Here is an 18,133-nt window from a genome sequence, read left to right on the forward strand (position 1 = left end):
GCTGCCACGGATCGGCGGCAGTGTGGGAACGCTCCCACACCATGTCTCGCCCTGCGGACCGGTGCCCGACCAGGCTCAGGCGGTAGCGCCCTTCCGGTGGGCGGCGGGGCGTTGCCGCAGTCCGGTCCCGCCCCGTTGCCACGGCCGTGCACCGGACTCCGGCCGGTAGTCGACGCCAAGCAGGTCGAGACGAGTCAGATGACCGGCGAGCCGGTCGGAGAATTCCTGCCAGCTCCGGCCGTCGGGATCGGACCAGGCGACCTCGCTGTGCGCGCAGGCCCGGGGGAACAGCATGTACTGCACCCGCCGCATGGTCGGCATGTATTCGGTCCAGACCTGGCACTGGGTGCCGAGGATCTGATCATGAAGCTCGGCCGGGATGCCCTCGGTCGGCTCGAGGCTGTAGGCGCGTTCGGTGTCGATCAGTCCGCCGATGCTGTAGTACTCGTCCGGATCGTCGCTGGGGTAGTAGTCGAAGTAGGTCTTGCTGACCGGCGCCACCACGACCGGCAGGCCGCCCTGCGCGGCGGCGACGCCGTACTTCTCGTCCCGCCAGGCCATCGTGACCGCTCCGGCGAGGATGCCCTCGTCGTTGATCTCGTCCCAGCCGACCAACTGCCGATCACGCTCGGCCAGCCAGTCCCGGAGTTGCTCGGTGAACCAGCGCTGCAGATGATCCGGCCCGGGCAGGCCGCGCTCGGCGGCCAGTTGCCGGGCTGCCGAACTCTCCTCCCACTCCGATCGCGGGCATTCGTCGCCGCCGACGTGGACGTAGCGGCTGGGGAAGATGTCCAGGACCTCTTCCCAGATGTCGAAGGCGAAGGCCAGGGCCTGGTCGGACATGTTGAGCACCTCGGGGAACACGCCCCAGGTGGTCGCGGCCCGGTAGCCGGTCCCGGGATGATTGCCGAGTTCCGGCATCGCCTCCAGCACAGCCAGGACGTGCCCGGGGAATTCGATCTCCGGCACGACGGTGATACCGCGCTGTTCGGCGTAGCTGACCAGCGCCCGAAGTTGATCTTGGCTGTAGAAGCCGCCGTGCGGGGTGCCGTCGCCGGCAGCCCAGTGCGGATTCTTCGTCTCGGTCCGCCAAGAGGAGATCTCGGTCAACTGCGGGTACTTCTTCGACTCGAACCGCCAACCCTGATCCTCGGTCAGGTGCAGGTGGAAGGTGTTGTATTTGTGCATCGCCAGCAGGTCGACGAGCCCGATCAGCTCGTGGTACGGCGTGAAATGCCGCCCGGTGTCGAGCATCACCCCACGCCAGGCGAACCGAGGCTCGTCCTCGATCTCGACGTACGGCACGGCAGTTCCGCCCCGGGATCCGTTTCGTAGGGCGGGTGCCGGACCGAAGCACGGCACCGGCAGCAGTTGCTTGAGCGTCTGGGCCGCCCAGTTGACGCCACGATCGTCGGCGGCAGTGATGGCGATCCCGTCGCCGTTCACCGTCAGCCGATATCCCTCCGGTGGCAACCCGTCGTCCTTGATCAACTTCAGGTCGCCGTGTTCGCCGGGAAGCAGGTCGCACCCGGTCCCGGGGCCGATCAGTCGCCGGACGATCGCCGCCCAGTCAACCGGGCCGGCGATGGCCGCAACAGAGGTCAGGGTGAAGGAGCCGTCTGCGACGGTCACCGAGCGTGGTTGGGGGAGCAGGTTGAGTGGCGTCGCAGCAGACATGCTCCAACGCTAACGCCTGCGATCAGCCGAGCGCATCCAGTTCGGGCTGTCCGGTCAGGATGCAGAACTCGTTGCCCTCTGGATCGGCCAGCGTCACCCAACCGGTGCCGTCCGGACGGATGAAATCACCCCGGTGACCGGCGCCGAGTCCGATCAGCCGCTCGACTTCGGCGGCCCGGGTGGTGTCGGTCGGACGGAGGTCGAAGTGCAGCCGGTTCTTGATCGTCTTCTCCTCCGGGACATCGATGAACAACACCTTGTGGCCGCCGTCCGGCGAGATGATCATGCACTCCTCGTGGTCGGGTTCGTTCGGATCGTCGGGGTCCTCGGCGTAGCCGATCGCCTGGCTCCACCACACGGATTGTTCGTAGGCGTTGCGGGAATCGATCGAGGTGTGCGAGATACGCAGGGTCATGGTCCGACGCTGCCAGATTGCGGTCGCGCTGGCCACCTGGTATCTCCCGGCGCTAGAGTTAGGTAAACCTAACTTCGAGGGGTGTCGGGTGCGGACGAATCGCAGAGCCGTGTTGTCGGGAGCGTCGATGATCCTCGCCGGCGCGGCAGCCGGCGGACTGGTCGGCTGCAATTCCTCCGGCTCGTCGTCGGCCCGCACCTCGCCGGCATCAGCCGTGGTCCGTCACAAGTTCGGCAGCACGGCGGTGCCGGCCGATGTGCGTCGAGTGGTGACCGTCGGCTGGAACGATCAGGATTTCGTGTTGCCGTTCGGGATCGTCCCGGTCGGTGTCCGCGGCTGGTTCGACAACTACGACCGCTTGCCGTGGGTGCAACGGTCGACAGCAGGACGGCCGCTGCCGGTCGTGTCGACCGATGAGATCGACTTCGAGCAGATCGCGGCGGCTCGTCCGGAGCTGATCCTGGCGATCTACGAGACGGTCGATCAGGCGACCTATCGTCGGCTTTCCGAGATCGCCCCGACCGTGGTTCAGCCGGCCGGGCGCCGTGACGAGGAGACCCCCTGGGACGCTCAGCTGTTGATCACCGGGCAGGCCCTCGGACGGGAGGATCGGGCCCACGCGTTGATCAAGGACGTGCAGACTGCGGTTGACCGGGCGAAGACCGAGCACCCAGAGTTCGTCGGCGCCGTGCTGGTGGAGGACTACGGCCCGGAGAACGGTGGCCACTACCTGATCGGCAAGGGTGATCCTCGACGGGCGCTGGTGGATGCCCTGGGCTTCGCCACTCAGCAGCAGAAGGGCGAGCTGAGCGAGGAGAAGCTGTCGATCCTCGACCGGGACATCCTGTTCGTGCTCGGTGCCACCGAGTCACAGATGCTGCGTTCGAAGCTGTTCGCCCGGCTGCAGGTCGTCAAGCAGGGGCGGACGCTCTACACCAGCTTCGAGTCCGACCTGGCCGCGGCGCTGTCCTACTCCGGACCGGACGCGCTGCTGTACGCGGTGGATGCGCTGGTGCCACGACTCGCCGCGGCCCTGAAACGCCGTTCGTGACGAAAGGCCGATAGCGCTAGCCTGCAGCCTCGGGCCGAGATCAGGACAGCGGAGGAGAAGGATGCCGGGCGGGTGGCATGACGTTGCCGAGGCGTATCGGCGTTCCTTCGCGGGCGTCTGTGCGGGGACGTTTCCGGTGCTGCTGGAGGTGCTCGACACCGGCGACCGGGTGCTCGACGTCGGTTCGGGAACCGGCGCGTTCGCCGGGCAGGCAGCCGACCGTGGGGCGACGGTGACGGCGGTCGACTCCGACCCGTCCATGGTGGCGATCGCCGCCACCGCGCTCGGTGAACGTGCTGCCGCCGTGCGGGGAAGCCTTCCACAGCTCGGCTTTGCCGCCGACGCCTTCGATGTCGTGGTGGCGAACTTCGTGATCAATCACGTCCGGCAGCCGGGACAGGGCGTCGCCGAGCTGGTGCGCGTGACCCGGCCAGGAGGGGTCGTCCTGTTGACCACCTGGACCAATCAACCGACCGCTCAGGCACGCCTGATCAACGGCGCCTTCGACGAGGTCGAGGCGATCCGACCGGCAGGCATTCGGCTGCCACCCGAGGACGACTTCGAACGATCGATCGACGGGCTGGCCGAGCTGTGCACCGGCGCCGGACTTCAGATCCGGGAAGGACGCGAACTGCGCTGGGACTGGCGGATCGCCTGGGACGACCTGTGGGAGGGGATCTCGGCCGGTGTCGCGGGTGTCGGACAGACCTATCTGGCGCAGTCGCCGGAGATCCAAGATCGTTTTCGAGATGCACTGCGTAGCCGGGCGACCGAGCTGACCCGAGACGGCGAGATCGTGCTGCCGTCGGTTGCGGCCTACGTCGTTGGGATCAAGCCGGCCGCCAACTGACTCAGGTGCCGCCGAGTCCGGAGGAGGTCAGACCGTCCATGAACTTGCGCTGCATCAGCAGGAACGCCAGCACCATCGGCGCGGCCATGATCACGCCGGCCGCGGCGATCAGGCTGTAGTCCAGCGTGAAGCCCTGTTTGAAGTTGAACATCGCACTGGACACCGGGAGGAATTCCTCGGACTGGATGAAGGTGACGGCGAGCAGGAATTCGTTGTAGGACTGCAGGGCCACGGTCAATGCAACCGTCATCACACCCGGCCAGGCCATCGGCAGCAGCACCCTGGCGAAGACCACCAGCTCGTTGGCGCCGTCGATCCGGGCGGCCTCCTCGAAGTCGTGCGGGATGTCGATCATGAACGATCGCAGCAGCAGCGTCGCAAACGGAGAGAACACCGCGGCGTGGATCAAGATCAGACCGAGGTGGGTGTCATAGAGATGCACCCGTGCCATCAGGTAGAACAGCGGCACCAGGAACAACTGGATCGGTAGCGATGCGGTCACCAACAGGTAGACGAACACTCCCGACGAACCGGCCACCTGCAGCCGGGCCATTGCGTAGGCCGCCAGGCTGGAGATGAGCACCACCAGCAGCACGGTGCCGGCGACGATGATCAAGGAATTGAGCAGTCCGGTGCCGATCCGGCCGGTCGTCCACGCTTCGGCGAAGTTGCTCCATCGCCAGGTCCAGGGCAGGCCGATCGGGTTGGCGGCGAGCTCGGCCTGGGACTTCAGAGACTCGGTCAGGAACAGGTAGAGCGGGGTCAGACAGATCAGCCCCAGGGCGATCAGGACGACGTAGCGGGCGACGACACCGATGCCGACTGTCCGCTGCTGCGACGCCCGTGCCAGCGTGTGGGTGCTCATCAGATGTCCCATCCTCTCCACCGGCGCAGCCCCAGGTAGCCCAGAGTGACGACGATGCTGATCAGGGCCAGGACGATGCCCATCGCGGCCGCGTAGCCGGCCTCGTAGGTGGAGAACGCGGTCGTGTAGAGCAGGGTGCCGACCACGTCGGTCGATCCTGCGGGCCCGCCGCCGGTCATGATGTAGATGTAGTCGAAGACCAGGAACGACCAGATGATCGTCATCAGGCCCATGAAGACCAGGGTCGGCCGGATCCCCGGGATCGTGATGTTGAGGAACTGCTGCCAGCCGCCCGCTCCGTCGAGTCTCGCCGCTTCGTAGAGGGACGGGTTGACGCCGGCCATTGCAGCGATGAAGACGACCATCAGATAGCCCCACCATTGCCAGGTGTTGGCGACGGCGACGCCGGGCAACGCGGTCGACACGTTGCCGAGCACGTTGAGATCCGAGCCGAGTGCCTTGATGATGCCGTACACCGGGGAGTAGATGTTCTCCCAGATCGTGGCGACCACGATGGTGGCCAGGGTGTAGGGGATGAAGAAGATCACCCGGAAGATCATCTGACCGCGCGTCGTCCGGGACAGCAGGAATGCGGCCGCCAGGGCCAACCCGATCGGCACGATCAGGAAGAAGATCGTCCACCAGATGTTGTTGATCAAAGCCTGCAGGAACTTGTCGTCGGTGAACAGTCGGAGATAGTTCTGCAGTCCGACGAAGTCGGCGTTCCCGATGCCCGTCCAGTCGGTGAAGGAGTAGAACACACTCAGCACGGCCGGGCCGCCGATGACGAAAAGATTCAGCGCCAGCAGCGGCGCGAGGAACAGCCAGCCGGTCAGCTGGCGTCTGCGACGGCTGCGGATCGCGGCAGGTCGCACGGCCTCGGACCGTGCGACGGTGTCGGGCGAGACGGTGCTGGTCATCGCCGCACCTGCCAATCCGGGATCGGCGGCACCTTGCCGTCCTCGGCCTCTTCACCGAAGATCTCGTCGAGCCCCTCGCAGTACTCCCGAGCGGACAGTTCGCCGATGATCACGCGATCCATCTGTTCGTAGAGGTAGACGTCGCTGCGTGGTGGCCAGAATGTCCAGGACAGATAGCCGATCCGGTCGGCCCGATCGACGGCGTCGTAGAGCCGCCGGACCCTGGCGTCGAGATCGTCCGGATAGTCGCCCGGGTCGTAGTTCAAGGGGAGGGGCTGGCTGGAGACATCGGCCACGCTACGCAACTGGGCGCGCGGATCCTGGATCAGGAAGTCGAGGTAAGCGGCAGCGTCGTCGGGCTGTGGTGAGTCGGAGTTGATCGAGAATGTCGAGCCGACGCCCATCGCATACAGCTCCCGGGTCGTCGTATCGCCGAATTGCGGAATGGGCGCCCAGTCCCACTGGTCGTCGTTCTTCTCGTCGGGGTTGAAGTAGGGCGCCATCGAGGAGAAGGCCCAGCTGCCGATGAACAAGCAGCCGACGGTCCCGTCGACGAGTCCGGCCCACAGGTCGGCCTCGCGATTGGTGAAGTAGGACTCGATGCCGCCGCCGATCCACCCCTTGTCGAAGTAGCTCTTCAGCAGCGCGATCGCGTCGACGATCCGCCGATCCGTCCACTTGATCTTGCTGGTCAGGGCATCGTGCACCGCCTCCGGGCCGGCGGCGTGATTGACGAAGATGCTGACCAGCCATTCCGTGGTGGCGGCCCAGTCGCCGGCACCGATGCCGACCGGCATCATGTCCGCCGCCTTCGCTGCGGTGGCGAAGGATTCGAACTCCGCACGGTCGGTCGGGACCTGCCAGCCGTTGTCCCGGAAGACCTTCGCGTTGTAGACCATGATCATCGTCTCGTACGAGGTCGGAATCATGTAGCAGTGGTCCTGCAGGATCCCAGCCTGGTAGGCCCACGGCAGCATCAACTGCTGCCAGGAATGCTTGTCTGCGTAGGGATCCAGCGACACGAACCGGTCGGCGTTGACGAACTCGAGGCCATAGGACGGGCCCGCGGTGTAGACCAGGTCGGGGCCGGAGCCGGAGGCGATCGCGGTGCGCTGCAGCCGTTGCAGCGCGTCGTCGTCACCGCGGATGGTGAGGGTGAGCGGCACCCCGCTGTGCTGGCTGTTGAAGGGTGCGACGAAGTGCTGCTCGTAGTAGTCGCGCTGGTCGTTGTCGGTGAAGGTCAGCCACAGTGACAATCCGTTGCCGGCGCTGCGGGTCGCCGACCCCTGGATGCAGCCACTGAGTGAGCCGGTCAGGGCGGCGGTCGAGGCCAGTGCCAGCAGGCTTCGTCGACTCATCGTTGAGGTGGACATCGGCTCGGGTCATCTGGTCATGACGGCTTCGGTGCGCCGGGCAAGATCGGGGATCGAGGTGTTCTCGAAGCCGAATACCGCCGACCGGACATGATCATGGATCGGCTCTGTCCAATGCGACGGGATGCCTGCGGTCCCGTTCAGGGCGCCGAGAATGCTGCCGACCGTTGCACCGTTGGAGTCGGTGTCCTTGCCACCCTGCACGGTGAGCCCGATGCTGCGGGAGAAGTCGCCCTCACCCCAGAGCAGGGCGGCGGCGATGATGGCGGCGTTGTTGACCGTGTGCACCCAGTGATAGCCGCTCCAGGCGTGATCGGCGTCCTCCACGGCGTCCTCCCAACTGCCGCCGCGCTTCCAGATCCGGTGCGGCCGGGTGATCGCCTCGTGCAGTCGACTGGCCCGCGGCACGTAGTCCAGCGAGCGGGTGAAGACCTCGCCGATGTCGTCCGACGACAGTGCCAGGGACAACAGCACCGCTGCCCACTGCTCGCCGTAGATGCCGTTGGCCCGGTGCGAGAGGTAAGCGTCCTTGTAGGCCAGTCGGAGTGCCGCGGTCGGGTCGCCCGGCGTGACGTAGCCGAAGACGTCGCCGCGGATCAGCGCGCCGATCCACTCCCGGTACGGGTTGCGGTAGACCGCCGCCTCGTCGACACCGCGTTCCTCGACGAGGTTGCGGTAGGCCGCGCGTTCGGCGGTGTAGGTCTGGTGGAAGGGCAGCCGGGTCAGCCATTCGGTGGCGACGTCGGCGCTGGTGAAGTCGGTGCCGTACTCCTCCAGGATGTGCAGGCCGAGGACGGTGTAGTCCACGTCGTCGTCGCGCGCCGAACCGTCGACGTTGCCGCGGGTCGTGGCCCGCCAGTTGTCCTCGCGCAGTTCGAACCGGTCGCGCAACCCCTCCGGTGCCGGGATGTAGTCGCTCAGCGGGTAGGCGTCGGCGGCCTGCAGGTATTCCTTGATCCGCGATCGGGTCCAGTACACCCCGTACTCGACCGGTTTGCCCAGCATGTTTCCGCAGACCCGTCCGCGCCAGGCGGCGATCAGCCGGTCGGAAAGATCGTCGGCGACCTGGTAGCTCGCCGTCAGGTCCGCGTCGAGCTGTTCCTCGATCTGACGCAGATCGCTCGGTTCGTTGTAGCCGAAATTGGACTGCGGCAGCTTACGCACCTCGTCGGCGAAGGAGTCCCAGGTCGCCGAAGCGAGATGGGCCGCATCGCTGGTGGTGCGGAGCTCGGCGACGTCGTACCCGGTCTGTTCGAGCTGGTCGAGCTCGTTCAGGATCGAGTCACGGGTGGTCGCATCTTCACTCACGGTTTCTCCCTTTTCTCGGGTCCTCGTCTGGATCGGTGCGGATGTCGCCCGGGATCTGCGGTCGGATGGCGGGCGGTCGGGTGTCGGGCGGTTGGGGGCTCGTAGCGGGTAGCAGCCGCAGGACTCGCGGCGGACGAATTCATAGGAGTCGATCGTCACGGTGCGGGCCGAGGCCGGGTCGAGGACGCGTTCGATGGCGTTGGCCGCGATCTGTTCGAACGGCTGCCGGATCGAGCTCAAGGCGGGGTAGGTGAACGCCGAAGCATCGGTGCCGTCCACCGAGGCGATCGACACCTCGGCGGGCACGGCGACCCCACGTTCCTGCAGTGCCCGCAGCGCGCCGATGGCCTGCTGCTCGCTGCCGGTGAACAGGGCGTCGAAGTCGACGTCGCCGTCGAGCAGACTGCTGGCTGCTCGGTATCCGCCGTCCTTGCTGAACGCCGCCCAGGAGATGGCTGCCTCGCGGACGGCCAGCTCGGCAGCTTGCAGGGCCAGGGTCCAACCGGCGACCCGATCCGCCGCGGTCGGCAGTTCGCGTCGTCCGGTGATGATCGCGTGCCGGGTGCGGCCGTGCTCGACGAGGTGTTGGGTGGCGAGCATCGCCATCAGCCGGGTGTCCGTCGTGACCTCGCCGATCCGGGGGTCGGTGGCCCGGCGGTCCAGTACGACGATGGGCACGCCGCCCGCAGCCTCCAGGACGGGCTCGACCGATGCGCCGACCGGGGCAATGATCACACCGTCCACGCGGCGTTCGACGAGCTTGGTCACCAGGTGCGCCTCGCGATCGGCGGACTCGCCGCTGTTGGCCAGCAACAGGGTGTGGTCGTTGGCCAGGGCGGTCGTCTCCAGCTGCTTGGCCAGGGCGGCGTAGAACGGGTTCTCGATGTCGGGTACGACCAGACCCAGCGTCCGGGTCTTGCCGGTGGCCAGCGCGCCGGCGATCGGATCCCGGCGATAGCCGGTCTGCTCGATCGCCTGGAGGACCCGCTGCCGGGTCTCGGGGGCGACCGGGCGCGGGCCGTTGTTGATCACGTAGCTGACCACGGCGGTGGACGTGCCGGCAGCGCGCGCGACATCGGCGCGGGTGGCGCGGCGCCGAAGGTCCTGCGGTTCGTGCATCGCCGATCCTGTCTCGTCCCGTGCTGCCTGGGCGGTCCGGGTGAGCTTTCCACCCGGCGCATCTACGCGCGTAGACCGATGGCTGGCAAGGAGCCTCGAAAATCAGGATTGAGGGATCTACCCGCGTAGATGGTGGATGACTCTAGGCCCGACGACGGGGCAACGCAACCCCCGATTTCAGAGGTTGTAATCGACGACGACCTGCGAGTGGTCGCTCATCCGCGCCTGATAGCTCGGCTCCCGATCGGTGCCGCCGGTGGTCGCTGTCGAGGCCAGTTCCGGTGTGGCGAGTTGGTAGTCGATCCGCCAACCGGTGTTCTGGTCGAAGGCCTGCCCGCGCCAGGTCCACCACGAGTACGGGCCGGGCTCCTCACCGTGCAACCGGCGGACCACGTCGTGCAGGGTCCGAGGTCCGAGGATGGAGGCGAACCAGTCCCGCTCGTCGGGCAGGAAGCCCGAGTTCTTCCGGTTGGACCGCCAGTTGCGCAGATCGAGAGCGGTGTGGGCGATGTTGAAGTCGCCCATGATCACGAACTCCCGACCCTCCGACTGCGCCCGTTTGCGGGCCCGGGTCAGGTAGCCGCGCAGTGAGGCCATGAAGGACAGCTTGCGGCGATGCTTGGCCTCGGCGGCCGGGCCGTCGGTCGGGCGATCACCTTTGGGCAGGTAGAGCGAGCCGATGGTCAGCCCCGGATGCCCGTCGGCCGGTTCGCAATCGACCTCCAGATAACGACCCTCGGCGTCGAAGCGTCGATTGCCGAAGCCGTGCCGGACCGCGATCGGCGGGCGGCGGGTGAGCACCGCGACGCCGTTGCGGCCGGCCAGTTCGCCGGGATGATAGCTGAGGTGGTAACCGGCCAGCACCGGAAGTTGATCAACCGGGCAGCGCATCTCCTGCAGGCCGACGATATCGGGATCACGATCGCTCAACCAGTCGTCGAACCCCCGTCGCACGGCTGCCCTGATTCCGTTCACGTTGAGAGAGGCGATGCGCAGCACTCGCGCATTCTGCCTCATCCGATCCGAACGGGATCAGGCGCGTTCGCCGAGCGCCACCCGGCCTACCAGCGGTTGGCTCAGCCGGACCGCGCCCATCACCATCGCCACCGACACGACGACGCCGCCGATGAACATCAACGGGCCCAACTGGGACATCCCGATCAACGCCACACCGAACGGCGCGACCATGATCACCGCGACCACCGCGGCGATCAGCACCGAGGAGATCAACGGCAGCCAGGTCTCCCGCAGCCGTGCGTTCTCCAAGACCGAGACGTCGGTGCCGGCCAGATGCAGCATCCGATACTGATCCCGCTGGTCGTAGATCCGGGCAGCCTGATTGACACCGCTGGAGACCGCGGCCAGCAACGCGGCGATCACCAGTGTCACGATGGCCCCGGTCATCAGATCGATCGGCAGATACCGCAGATCGGCCGAGACGTTGTCGCTGTTGGCGTCCTGCGCGGCGGCGATGGCCGGCGCGATACTCAGCACACCGGCCACGAAGGTCGCCAGGGTGACGCCGGCGACGGTGCGCCAGGCGCTGCGCGGATCGTCGATCAAGCGCCGCGCGGCCAGCAACTTGGGGACGGTGTTCGCCCGCCGGACGTTGATCTTGCCGATCAGGGCGAGGACCAGCGGCCCGATCAGGTTCAGCACACCGAAGCAGGCGGCGAAGACGACCATGATCACGGTCAGCTGGGCACCGGTCTTGAAGATCTGGGTGACCGGGGCCCATGCGGCGAGCACGGCGACAGCGACGACGATCCGGATCGTCCGGACCCGAGCCGGCGACGTCCGACGCGCAACCCCGAGCGGGCTGACCACGATCCGGGCCAGGCTGATCACCGCCGACACCGCCGCCAGCAACACCACCGCGGCGACCGCGGCCGTCAGGACTCCCGGGCCGACCCACAGCTCGGACCAGGTGAACGCCCGTCCCTGGAAGTTGATCATGGCAACGCCGGGCAGGGCTGCCAGATAGAGGACGACGCCGCCGACCGCGCCGACCAATGCCTGGGAGGCGGCGTCGGCGATGGCGATCACGCCGACCTGGCCGCCTGTCGCGCCGGCCAGCCGCAGCGCGGCCAGTCGTTCGTCCCGTCGCGAGATGGACAGCCGGGCTGCCGCGCCGCCGAGGGTGAACACCGGGATGATCAGAATCACCGTCGCGGCCTGGGCCAGCATCACGTAGAGCTCGTTGCCGCCGCGGTCGGTGAACGCGCCCAGCCCGCCGAGCACGGTGAGCAGGGCGCCGGTCGCGGTGGCGAACGCGATCAGCGCCAACATGATCGTCAACCGGGCGGAATCCTGGCGCCGGAGCAGCCGCCACCACAGCCGGATCGCGGTCATCGCTGTACCCCAGCGACAGAGGGTCCTGAGCTTGTCGAAGGACCGTGAACGTGTCCGCCGCCGGGGGCGAAGTGCTCGGCGACGATGTGACCGTCCCGCATCGTGATGGTGCGATCGCAGTGCCGCGCGACCCCGGGATCATGGGTCACGACCACCAGCGCCGCGCCGGCCTGCCCGGTCGCGCCGACCAGCACGTCCATCACGTCCTGCCCGGTCTGTTGATCAAGGGCGCCGGTCGGTTCGTCGGCGAACACGACGGCCGGCTCGGCAACAAGGGCGCGGGCGATCGCCACCCGCTGGGCCTGTCCGCCGGAGAGTTCGCCAGGACGGCGCTGTTCCAGACCTGCCAGCCCGATCATCCGCAGGTACTCGTCGGACCGGGCGATCGCCAGCCGGTGGTTCATCCCGTCCAGCATCAGCGGCAGCGCCACGTTCTCGTTCGCCGGGAGTTCGGCCAGTAGTTGGCCCGATTGGAAGACGAAGCCGAAGTCGCGTCGACGCAGCGCGGTCCGGTCCCGGTCCGACAGGGTGGTCAGCTGTTGTCCGCGCAACGACACCGAGCCTCCGGTCGGACGCAGGATCCCGGCCAGGCAGTGCAGCAAGGTGGTCTTGCCGGAGCCGGAGGGTCCCATGATCGCCAGCGAGCCGGGCTCGATGTCCAGGTTCACCCCAGCCAGAGCGTGGGCGGCGATGCCGCCGCTGCCGTAGGTCATCGTGAGATTCCGGGCCGAAATGATCATGGCTACCATCGTGTCCGGGACCGGCTGATCGGGCATCGGGCCGTGGTGCGGAAGAACACCCGGTGGGGTCTGTCTACGGGCCGACGTCGGCGGTCGGCGGTCGTACCTGTGGCGTCTCTGCTTCGGTGGTTCCCTAGACTCCGTACGTGGAGTTCTCCAGTGCCTATGCCCACGGGTTCGCCCGGATCGCTGCCTGTACGGTGCCGATCGCGATCGCCGATCCGGCCAGCAATGCCGCGACCGTCCTGGAGCAGGCGCGAGCCTGCCACGACGAGTCGGTCGCGGTCGCCGTCTTCAGCGAGATGTGCCTGACCGGGTACGCCGTCGACGACCTGTTCGGTCAGGACAGCCTGCTGGATGCGACCGAGCGGGCCATCGAGCAGATCGTCACCGCGTCGGTGGACCTGCTGCCGGTGCTGGTGGTCGGCGCACCGGTGGTCTCGGGCAACCGGCTGGTGAACGCCGCGGTGGTGATCCATCGCGGTCGCATCCTCGGCATCGCGCCGAAGTCCTACCTGCCGACCTACCGGGAGTTCTACGATCGCCGCTGGTTCGCCGCCGGCGACGAGGTGCGCGGCGAGATCCGGCTGGCCGGCCAGGACGTTCCGATCGGCCCGGATCTGCTGTTCCGGGCCAGCGACGTCCGCGACCTGGTGCTGCACGTGGAGATCTGTGAGGACATGTGGGTCCCGGTGCCGCCGAGCTCGGAGGCGGCGCTGGCCGGGGCGACGGTGTTGGCCAACATCTCCGGCAGCCCGATCACGGTCGGCCGGGCCGAGGATCGGCGGCTGATGGTGCGGGCATCGTCCTCCCGGGGATTGGCTGCCTACGTCTACGCCGCCGCCGGGCAGGGTGAGTCCAGCACCGACCTGTCCTGGGATGGCCAGACGATGATCTACGAGATGGGTGATCTGCTCGCCGAGTCCGAACGGTTCCCCGACGGTCCACGGCGGTCGGTCGCCGATGTCGACCTGGGACGGATCCGGACCGAACGGATCCGGATGGGCACCTTCGATGACAATGCCCGCAGCCTGTCCCGTCGCCGCACTGATCAGCATGATCATTTCCGGACGATCGACTTCGAACTGGCCGCCCCGACCGGAGACGTCGGTCTGCGGCGGACGATCGCCCGGTTCCCGTTCGTGCCCGACGATCCCGAACGGCTCGCCCTGGACTGCTACGAGGCCTACAACATCCAGGTCACTGCCCTGGCGCAACGGCTGCGGGCGATCGGCACTCCCAAGGTGGTGATCGGCATCTCCGGCGGTCTGGACTCCACCCACGCGCTGATCGTCGCCGCCAACGCGATGGACCGGCTGGGTCGACCGCGCAGCGACGTGCTCGCCTTCACGATGCCCGGTTTTGCCACCAGCGAGGGCACCAAGTCCAACGCCCTGGCGCTGATGGAGGCGCTCGGCACCAGCTACGAGACCGTCGACATCCGGCCGGCCGCGGAACAGATGCTGCGCGATATGGGACATCCGTTCGCCGGCGGTGAGCCGGTCTACGACGTGACCTTCGAGAATGTGCAGGCCGGGCTGCGTTACGACTATCTGTTCCGGTTGGCCAACCAGCGCGGCGGCATCGTGGTCGGCACCGGGGACCTGTCCGAGCTGGCGCTGGGCTGGTGCACCTACGGCGTCGGTGATCAGATGTCCCACTACGCGGTGAACACCGGTGTACCGAAGACGCTGATCCAGCACCTGATCCGGTGGGTGATCAGCACCGAGCAGTTCGATCCGGAGACCGACAAGATCCTGCAGGTGATCCTGGATCAGGAGATCTCACCGGAGTTGGTGCCGGCAGCCGAGGGGGAGAAGCCGCAGAGCACCGAGGCGATGATCGGTCCGTACGCACTGCAGGACTTCACCCTGTTCCACGTGCTGCGCTACGGCTATCCGCCGAGCAAGATCGCCTTCCTGGCCTGGCAGGCTTGGCATGATCAACAGGCAGGTCAGTGGCCGCCCGGTTTTCCCGAGCAGGACAAACTTGCCTACGACCTGCCGACCATCCGGCACTGGCTGGAAGTCTTCATCCGACGCTACTTCGCCAACCAGTTCAAGCGGTCGGCGATCCCCAACGGCCCGAAGGTCAGCTGGGGCGGCACGCTGTCGCCGCGCGGTGACTGGCGGATGCCGTCCGACGCCAGCCCGGCGGCTTGGCTGGCCGAGTTGGAGAACGTGCCGCGCTGATATCAATCGCGCGGCTCGGCCGTCGAGCCACGGATGATCAACGAGGTGCCGAGACTGGCCGCCTCGTCCGGATCGGTGTAAGGATCGGCCGGGCCGTCGGCGAGATGCGCCAGGCCGGCCCGGACGGCTTCCCGCCCGATCGCCTCGGTCGGCACTCGGACGGTGGTCAATGCCGGATCGAGCACGCGGGCGATCGGGATGTCGTCGTAGCCGACCACCGACAGGTCGCCCGGGATCGTCAACCCCTGCTCCTTGATCGCCTGGTACGCCCCGGCGGCGACCAGATCGTTGCCACAGAACACTGCTGTGAACGCGGGCTCGGCGTCGAGCAGTTGCTGCATCCGCTGGTATCCCCAGCGCTGGGTGAACGGTCCGGTGATGATCATGGTCGGATCGACCGATCGGCCGTGGGTCCGGTGCGCGCGTTCGAAGCCGGCGATCCGGTTCATGGTAGTGGACAGTGTCGGCGGCCCTCCGAGATAGAGGATTCTTCGATGTCCGAGTGCGAGCAGGTGGTCGGTGACGGCGAACGCGCCCTGCTCGTTGTCGAACTGGACGCCGATGGTGGTGCTCACGTCGGTCAGCGGCGGACGGGCACACAGCACCAGCCGGCATCCCGTGCTGGCCAGTCGAGTGGCCCGGACCCGGTTGATCTCCTGATACCGATCGTCGGAGGTGGCGCCGCCGACCACGACCACCACGTCGGCGCGATGTTCGAGCAGCAGATCGAGGAAGCTGTCCTCGAGGTCGGAACTGCCGCGGGTGTTGCAGACCAGACTCAACCGCCCGTACGCCGCAGCCTCCAACTGGGCGCCGCGGGCGATGCTGGCGAAGTAGGGGTCGCCGAGTTCCTCGATCAGGATCCCGATCAGCCGCCGGCCCGATCCGGCCAGTGCGCGGGCATGGGCGTTGGTGACGTAACCGAGCCGCTGCATCGCGGCCTCGACCTTGGACCGGGTTGCCGCACTCACCGGGTAGTTGCCGTTGACCACCCGGGAGACGGTCGCGGTCGAGACCCCGGCGGCCTCAGCGACGTCGTAGATCGTCATCGCCTCGTCGGCGCGACGCGGACTCCGCCGGGACGGCGTTGCGGCCATCGCCGGTCACCTCCCTTCGGCACGACGCGTTGCTGAACCCTATTGCCTGCCCGATTCCGGCACCGCTGGTAGGTGGATCGGCCGCGGACCGGTGGGGCCGAGCCTGATAGTAAGCGGTTACGTTTCAAGCGACAACGCGGGCCTCGGCCGTAGTGGCGGCAACCAGCAACCCCTTGACACCACGATGTCCGCGGCGGCATCATCCTGCCTGGCGATAGAAAGCGCTTACTATCAGGTGCGGAACGGGAGTCAAGTGATGACGGACAGCTTGCTGGAGCGGTCGCGGCGGCTCTCGCACCCAGCGGTCTCCGCGCGACTCACCGGCCGCCGGTCCTGGCTGGAACGGCTGCGTCGCGATCGGGTGATGTTGCTGCTGGCGCTGCCCGGCTTCTGCTTCTTCGTGCTGTTCCACTACGTGCCGCTGCTGGGCAACCTGATCGCGTTCAAGGACTACCAGTCCTATCTCGGCTTCCTCGCCTCGCCGTGGAACGGGCTGCAGAATTTTGCGGTGCTGGCCGAGCCGGACTTCCTGCACGCGTTGCTGAACACGCTGAAGTTCGCACTCCTGCAGTTGGTCCTGTTCTTCCCGGCGCCGATCGCGCTGGCCTTGCTGCTGAACAGCATCGTTAGCTCCAAGATCAGGCGTTTCGTGCAGAGCGTGGTCTATCTGCCGCACTTCATCGGCTGGGTGATCCTGGTGTCGATCTGTCGGCAGCTGATCGGTGGCACCGGGCTGCTGCCGCACCTGCTCGGCTCGCTCGGGTTGCCGCGCGTTGACCTGATGACTGACGGCAGCTTCTTCCCGTTCCTGATCACCTTCCAGACCATCTGGAAGGACACCGGCTGGGGGACGATCATCTACCTCGCCGCGCTGCTCAGCATCGATACCGAACAGTACGAGGCCGCAGCGATCGACGGCGCCGGCGGCCGACAGCGGTTGTGGCACGTCACGCTGCCGGCGATCATGCCGGTCACCATCCTGTTGTTGATCTTGCAACTGGGAAGCATCCTGTCGGTCGGCTTCGAGCAAATCCTGCTGCAGCGGGACGCCGTCGGCGCCGACGCGGCCGAGGTGCTGGACACCTACGTCTACTTCCACGGCGTGGTGGACGGCGATTTCGGGACCAGTACGGCCGTCGGTCTGGTCAAGGGGATCGTCGGGCTGATCCTGATCCTCGGCGCCAACAAGCTCGCCCACATCTTCGGCCAGGACGGGATCTACGCGCGATGAGCATCGACAGCCGAACCGCCGCCGAGAAGGCCTACTACCGCAACAGTCAGCGGCCGCCGTGGAAGGAGAAGCCGCCGATCTGGCTGTCTGCCTTCAAGGGGGTGGCGCTCGTGCTGGTCTGTCTGGCGGTTCTCTATCCGTTCTGGAACATCATTGCCACCAGCCTCGCCTCCGAGCACGAGATCACCGAACACGGCGGACTGATCCCGTTCTTTCCCAAGGCGCCGACGCTGGCGGCGTACCAAACGATCTTCGCTGGAGGCACCGTGACCCGGGCGATGCTGATCAGCATCGGCATCACCGTGATCGGCACTTGCCTGAACGTGATCTTCACCGCCAGCCTGGCCTATGCACTGAGCCGTCCGATCTTCGCCGGCCGGTTCATCCTGACCACCGTCCTGCTGACCATGTTGTTCGGCGCCGGGATCATCCCGAACTTCCTGTTGATCAACGCTCTCGGGCTCTACGACAGTCTGGCCGCGTTGATCGTCCCGGGGTTGATCAGTGCCTTCAACTTCCTGGTGATGCGGAACTTCTTCCAGTCCATCCCCGGCGAGCTGCTGGACTCCGCGCGGGTCGACGGCGCCGGCGACGTCTCCATCTTCGTCCGGATCGTGATGCCGCTGTCCAAGGCGGTCACCGCCGTGGTGGCGCTGTTCTACGCCGTCGGCCATTGGAACGCCTACTTCAACGCCCTGCTCTATCTGCAGGACCAGAACAAATGGCCGCTGCCGCTGGTGTTGCGGCTGTACGTCCTGCAGGGCCAGCCGGTCGGCGCCACCGGCAGCAACGTGGTGACCGACGCGATCCCGTCGATCCAGGCGATCCAGATGGCGGTAGTGGTCGTCGCGCTGGTGCCGATCCTGCTGGTCTATCCGTTCCTGCAGCGCTACTTCACCAAGGGAGTGCTGACCGGCGCCATCAAGGGGTGATCGGACCGGCC

The 18,133-nt window shown here is 66.9% G+C and carries 15 protein-coding genes; 5 read left to right on the forward strand and 10 right to left on the reverse strand.

Going from position 1 to position 18,133, the window contains the following annotated elements; genetic code table 11:
- Nucleotides 1-75: 75 nt before the first annotated feature.
- On the reverse strand, nucleotides 76-1,677 hold the full coding sequence (locus tag BLU38_RS17620) for a beta-N-acetylhexosaminidase (RefSeq protein WP_091526808.1): 1,602 nt from the start codon (nucleotides 1,675-1,677) through the stop codon (nucleotides 76-78).
- Nucleotides 1,678-1,699: 22 nt separating this feature from the next.
- Nucleotides 1,700-2,092 (reverse strand): VOC family protein, encoded by a 393-nt coding sequence (locus tag BLU38_RS17625; RefSeq protein ID WP_091526809.1) that lies wholly within the window; start codon nucleotides 2,090-2,092, stop codon nucleotides 1,700-1,702.
- A gap of 88 nt (nucleotides 2,093-2,180) precedes the next feature.
- Between BLU38_RS17625 and BLU38_RS17630 the strand changes: the two genes are divergently transcribed.
- Together BLU38_RS17630 and BLU38_RS17635 are read left to right on the forward strand one after the other, a co-directional pair.
- Nucleotides 2,181-3,143 carry an ABC transporter substrate-binding protein gene (locus BLU38_RS17630; RefSeq protein WP_231919900.1) on the forward strand — a complete coding sequence of 321 codons (963 nt, stop codon included), beginning with the start codon at nucleotides 2,181-2,183 and terminating at the stop codon, nucleotides 3,141-3,143.
- A 61-nt stretch (nucleotides 3,144-3,204) separates the two neighbouring features.
- Nucleotides 3,205-3,993 (forward strand): class I SAM-dependent methyltransferase, encoded by a 789-nt coding sequence (locus BLU38_RS17635; RefSeq protein ID WP_091526810.1) that lies wholly within the window; start codon nucleotides 3,205-3,207, stop codon nucleotides 3,991-3,993.
- A 1-nt stretch (nucleotide 3,994) separates the two neighbouring features.
- Here the strand turns inward: BLU38_RS17635 and BLU38_RS17640 are convergent, their stop codons facing one another.
- The 7 genes from BLU38_RS17640 to BLU38_RS17670 all read right to left on the reverse strand — a co-directional run bounded on the left by BLU38_RS17640 (nucleotide 3,995) and on the right by BLU38_RS17670 (nucleotide 12,670).
- Nucleotides 3,995-4,858 (reverse strand): carbohydrate ABC transporter permease, encoded by an 864-nt coding sequence (locus BLU38_RS17640; protein WP_157683533.1) that lies wholly within the window; start codon nucleotides 4,856-4,858, stop codon nucleotides 3,995-3,997.
- Complete coding sequence (locus tag BLU38_RS17645) at nucleotides 4,858-5,778, reverse strand: carbohydrate ABC transporter permease (protein ID WP_091526812.1); 921 nt, start codon at nucleotides 5,776-5,778, stop codon at nucleotides 4,858-4,860. Before BLU38_RS17645 ends, BLU38_RS17640 begins: the two co-directional genes overlap by 1 nt.
- Complete coding sequence (locus BLU38_RS17650) at nucleotides 5,775-7,151, reverse strand: ABC transporter substrate-binding protein (protein WP_091526813.1); 1,377 nt, start codon at nucleotides 7,149-7,151, stop codon at nucleotides 5,775-5,777. The genes BLU38_RS17645 and BLU38_RS17650 overlap by 4 nt, the downstream gene beginning before the upstream one ends.
- 9 nt (nucleotides 7,152-7,160) lie before the next feature.
- Nucleotides 7,161-9,578: an ADP-ribosylglycohydrolase family protein gene (locus tag BLU38_RS17655; protein WP_091526814.1), complete on the reverse strand. Its 2,418-nt coding sequence runs from the start codon at nucleotides 9,576-9,578 to the stop codon at nucleotides 7,161-7,163.
- A gap of 177 nt (nucleotides 9,579-9,755) precedes the next feature.
- Nucleotides 9,756-10,574, reverse strand: a complete 819-nt coding sequence (locus BLU38_RS17660) for an exodeoxyribonuclease III (RefSeq protein WP_091532674.1) — start codon at nucleotides 10,572-10,574, stop codon at nucleotides 9,756-9,758.
- A 36-nt stretch (nucleotides 10,575-10,610) separates the two neighbouring features.
- Complete coding sequence (locus BLU38_RS17665) at nucleotides 10,611-11,930, reverse strand: hypothetical protein (protein ID WP_091526815.1); 1,320 nt, start codon at nucleotides 11,928-11,930, stop codon at nucleotides 10,611-10,613.
- The gene (locus BLU38_RS17670) at nucleotides 11,927-12,670 is read right to left on the reverse strand and encodes an ABC transporter ATP-binding protein (protein WP_197679759.1); all 744 of its coding nucleotides are present in this window, start codon (nucleotides 12,668-12,670) and stop codon (nucleotides 11,927-11,929) included. The genes BLU38_RS17665 and BLU38_RS17670 overlap by 4 nt, the downstream gene beginning before the upstream one ends.
- 146 nt (nucleotides 12,671-12,816) lie before the next feature.
- On the opposite strand from BLU38_RS17670, the gene BLU38_RS17675 reads away from it, so the two are divergent.
- Nucleotides 12,817-14,862 carry an NAD(+) synthase gene (locus BLU38_RS17675; protein ID WP_091526816.1) on the forward strand — a complete coding sequence of 682 codons (2,046 nt, stop codon included), beginning with the start codon at nucleotides 12,817-12,819 and terminating at the stop codon, nucleotides 14,860-14,862.
- A 2-nt stretch (nucleotides 14,863-14,864) separates the two neighbouring features.
- Here the strand turns inward: BLU38_RS17675 and BLU38_RS17680 are convergent, their stop codons facing one another.
- Nucleotides 14,865-15,959: a LacI family DNA-binding transcriptional regulator gene (locus tag BLU38_RS17680; protein WP_172836175.1), complete on the reverse strand. Its 1,095-nt coding sequence runs from the start codon at nucleotides 15,957-15,959 to the stop codon at nucleotides 14,865-14,867.
- Nucleotides 15,960-16,215: 256 nt separating this feature from the next.
- Here BLU38_RS17680 and BLU38_RS17685 point away from each other — a divergent pair, with 256 nt between their 5' ends.
- The gene (locus BLU38_RS17685; protein ID WP_231919901.1) at nucleotides 16,216-17,190 is read left to right on the forward strand and encodes an ABC transporter permease; all 975 of its coding nucleotides are present in this window, start codon (nucleotides 16,216-16,218) and stop codon (nucleotides 17,188-17,190) included.
- The gene (locus BLU38_RS17690) at nucleotides 17,187-18,122 is read left to right on the forward strand and encodes a carbohydrate ABC transporter permease (protein ID WP_091526817.1); all 936 of its coding nucleotides are present in this window, start codon (nucleotides 17,187-17,189) and stop codon (nucleotides 18,120-18,122) included. Before BLU38_RS17685 ends, BLU38_RS17690 begins: the two co-directional genes overlap by 4 nt.
- Nucleotides 18,123-18,133: the final 11 nt, after the last annotated feature.

The organism is Microlunatus soli (genome assembly GCF_900105385.1).
In the GTDB taxonomy this organism is placed as follows: Bacteria; Actinomycetota; Actinomycetes; order Propionibacteriales; family Propionibacteriaceae; genus Microlunatus; species Microlunatus soli.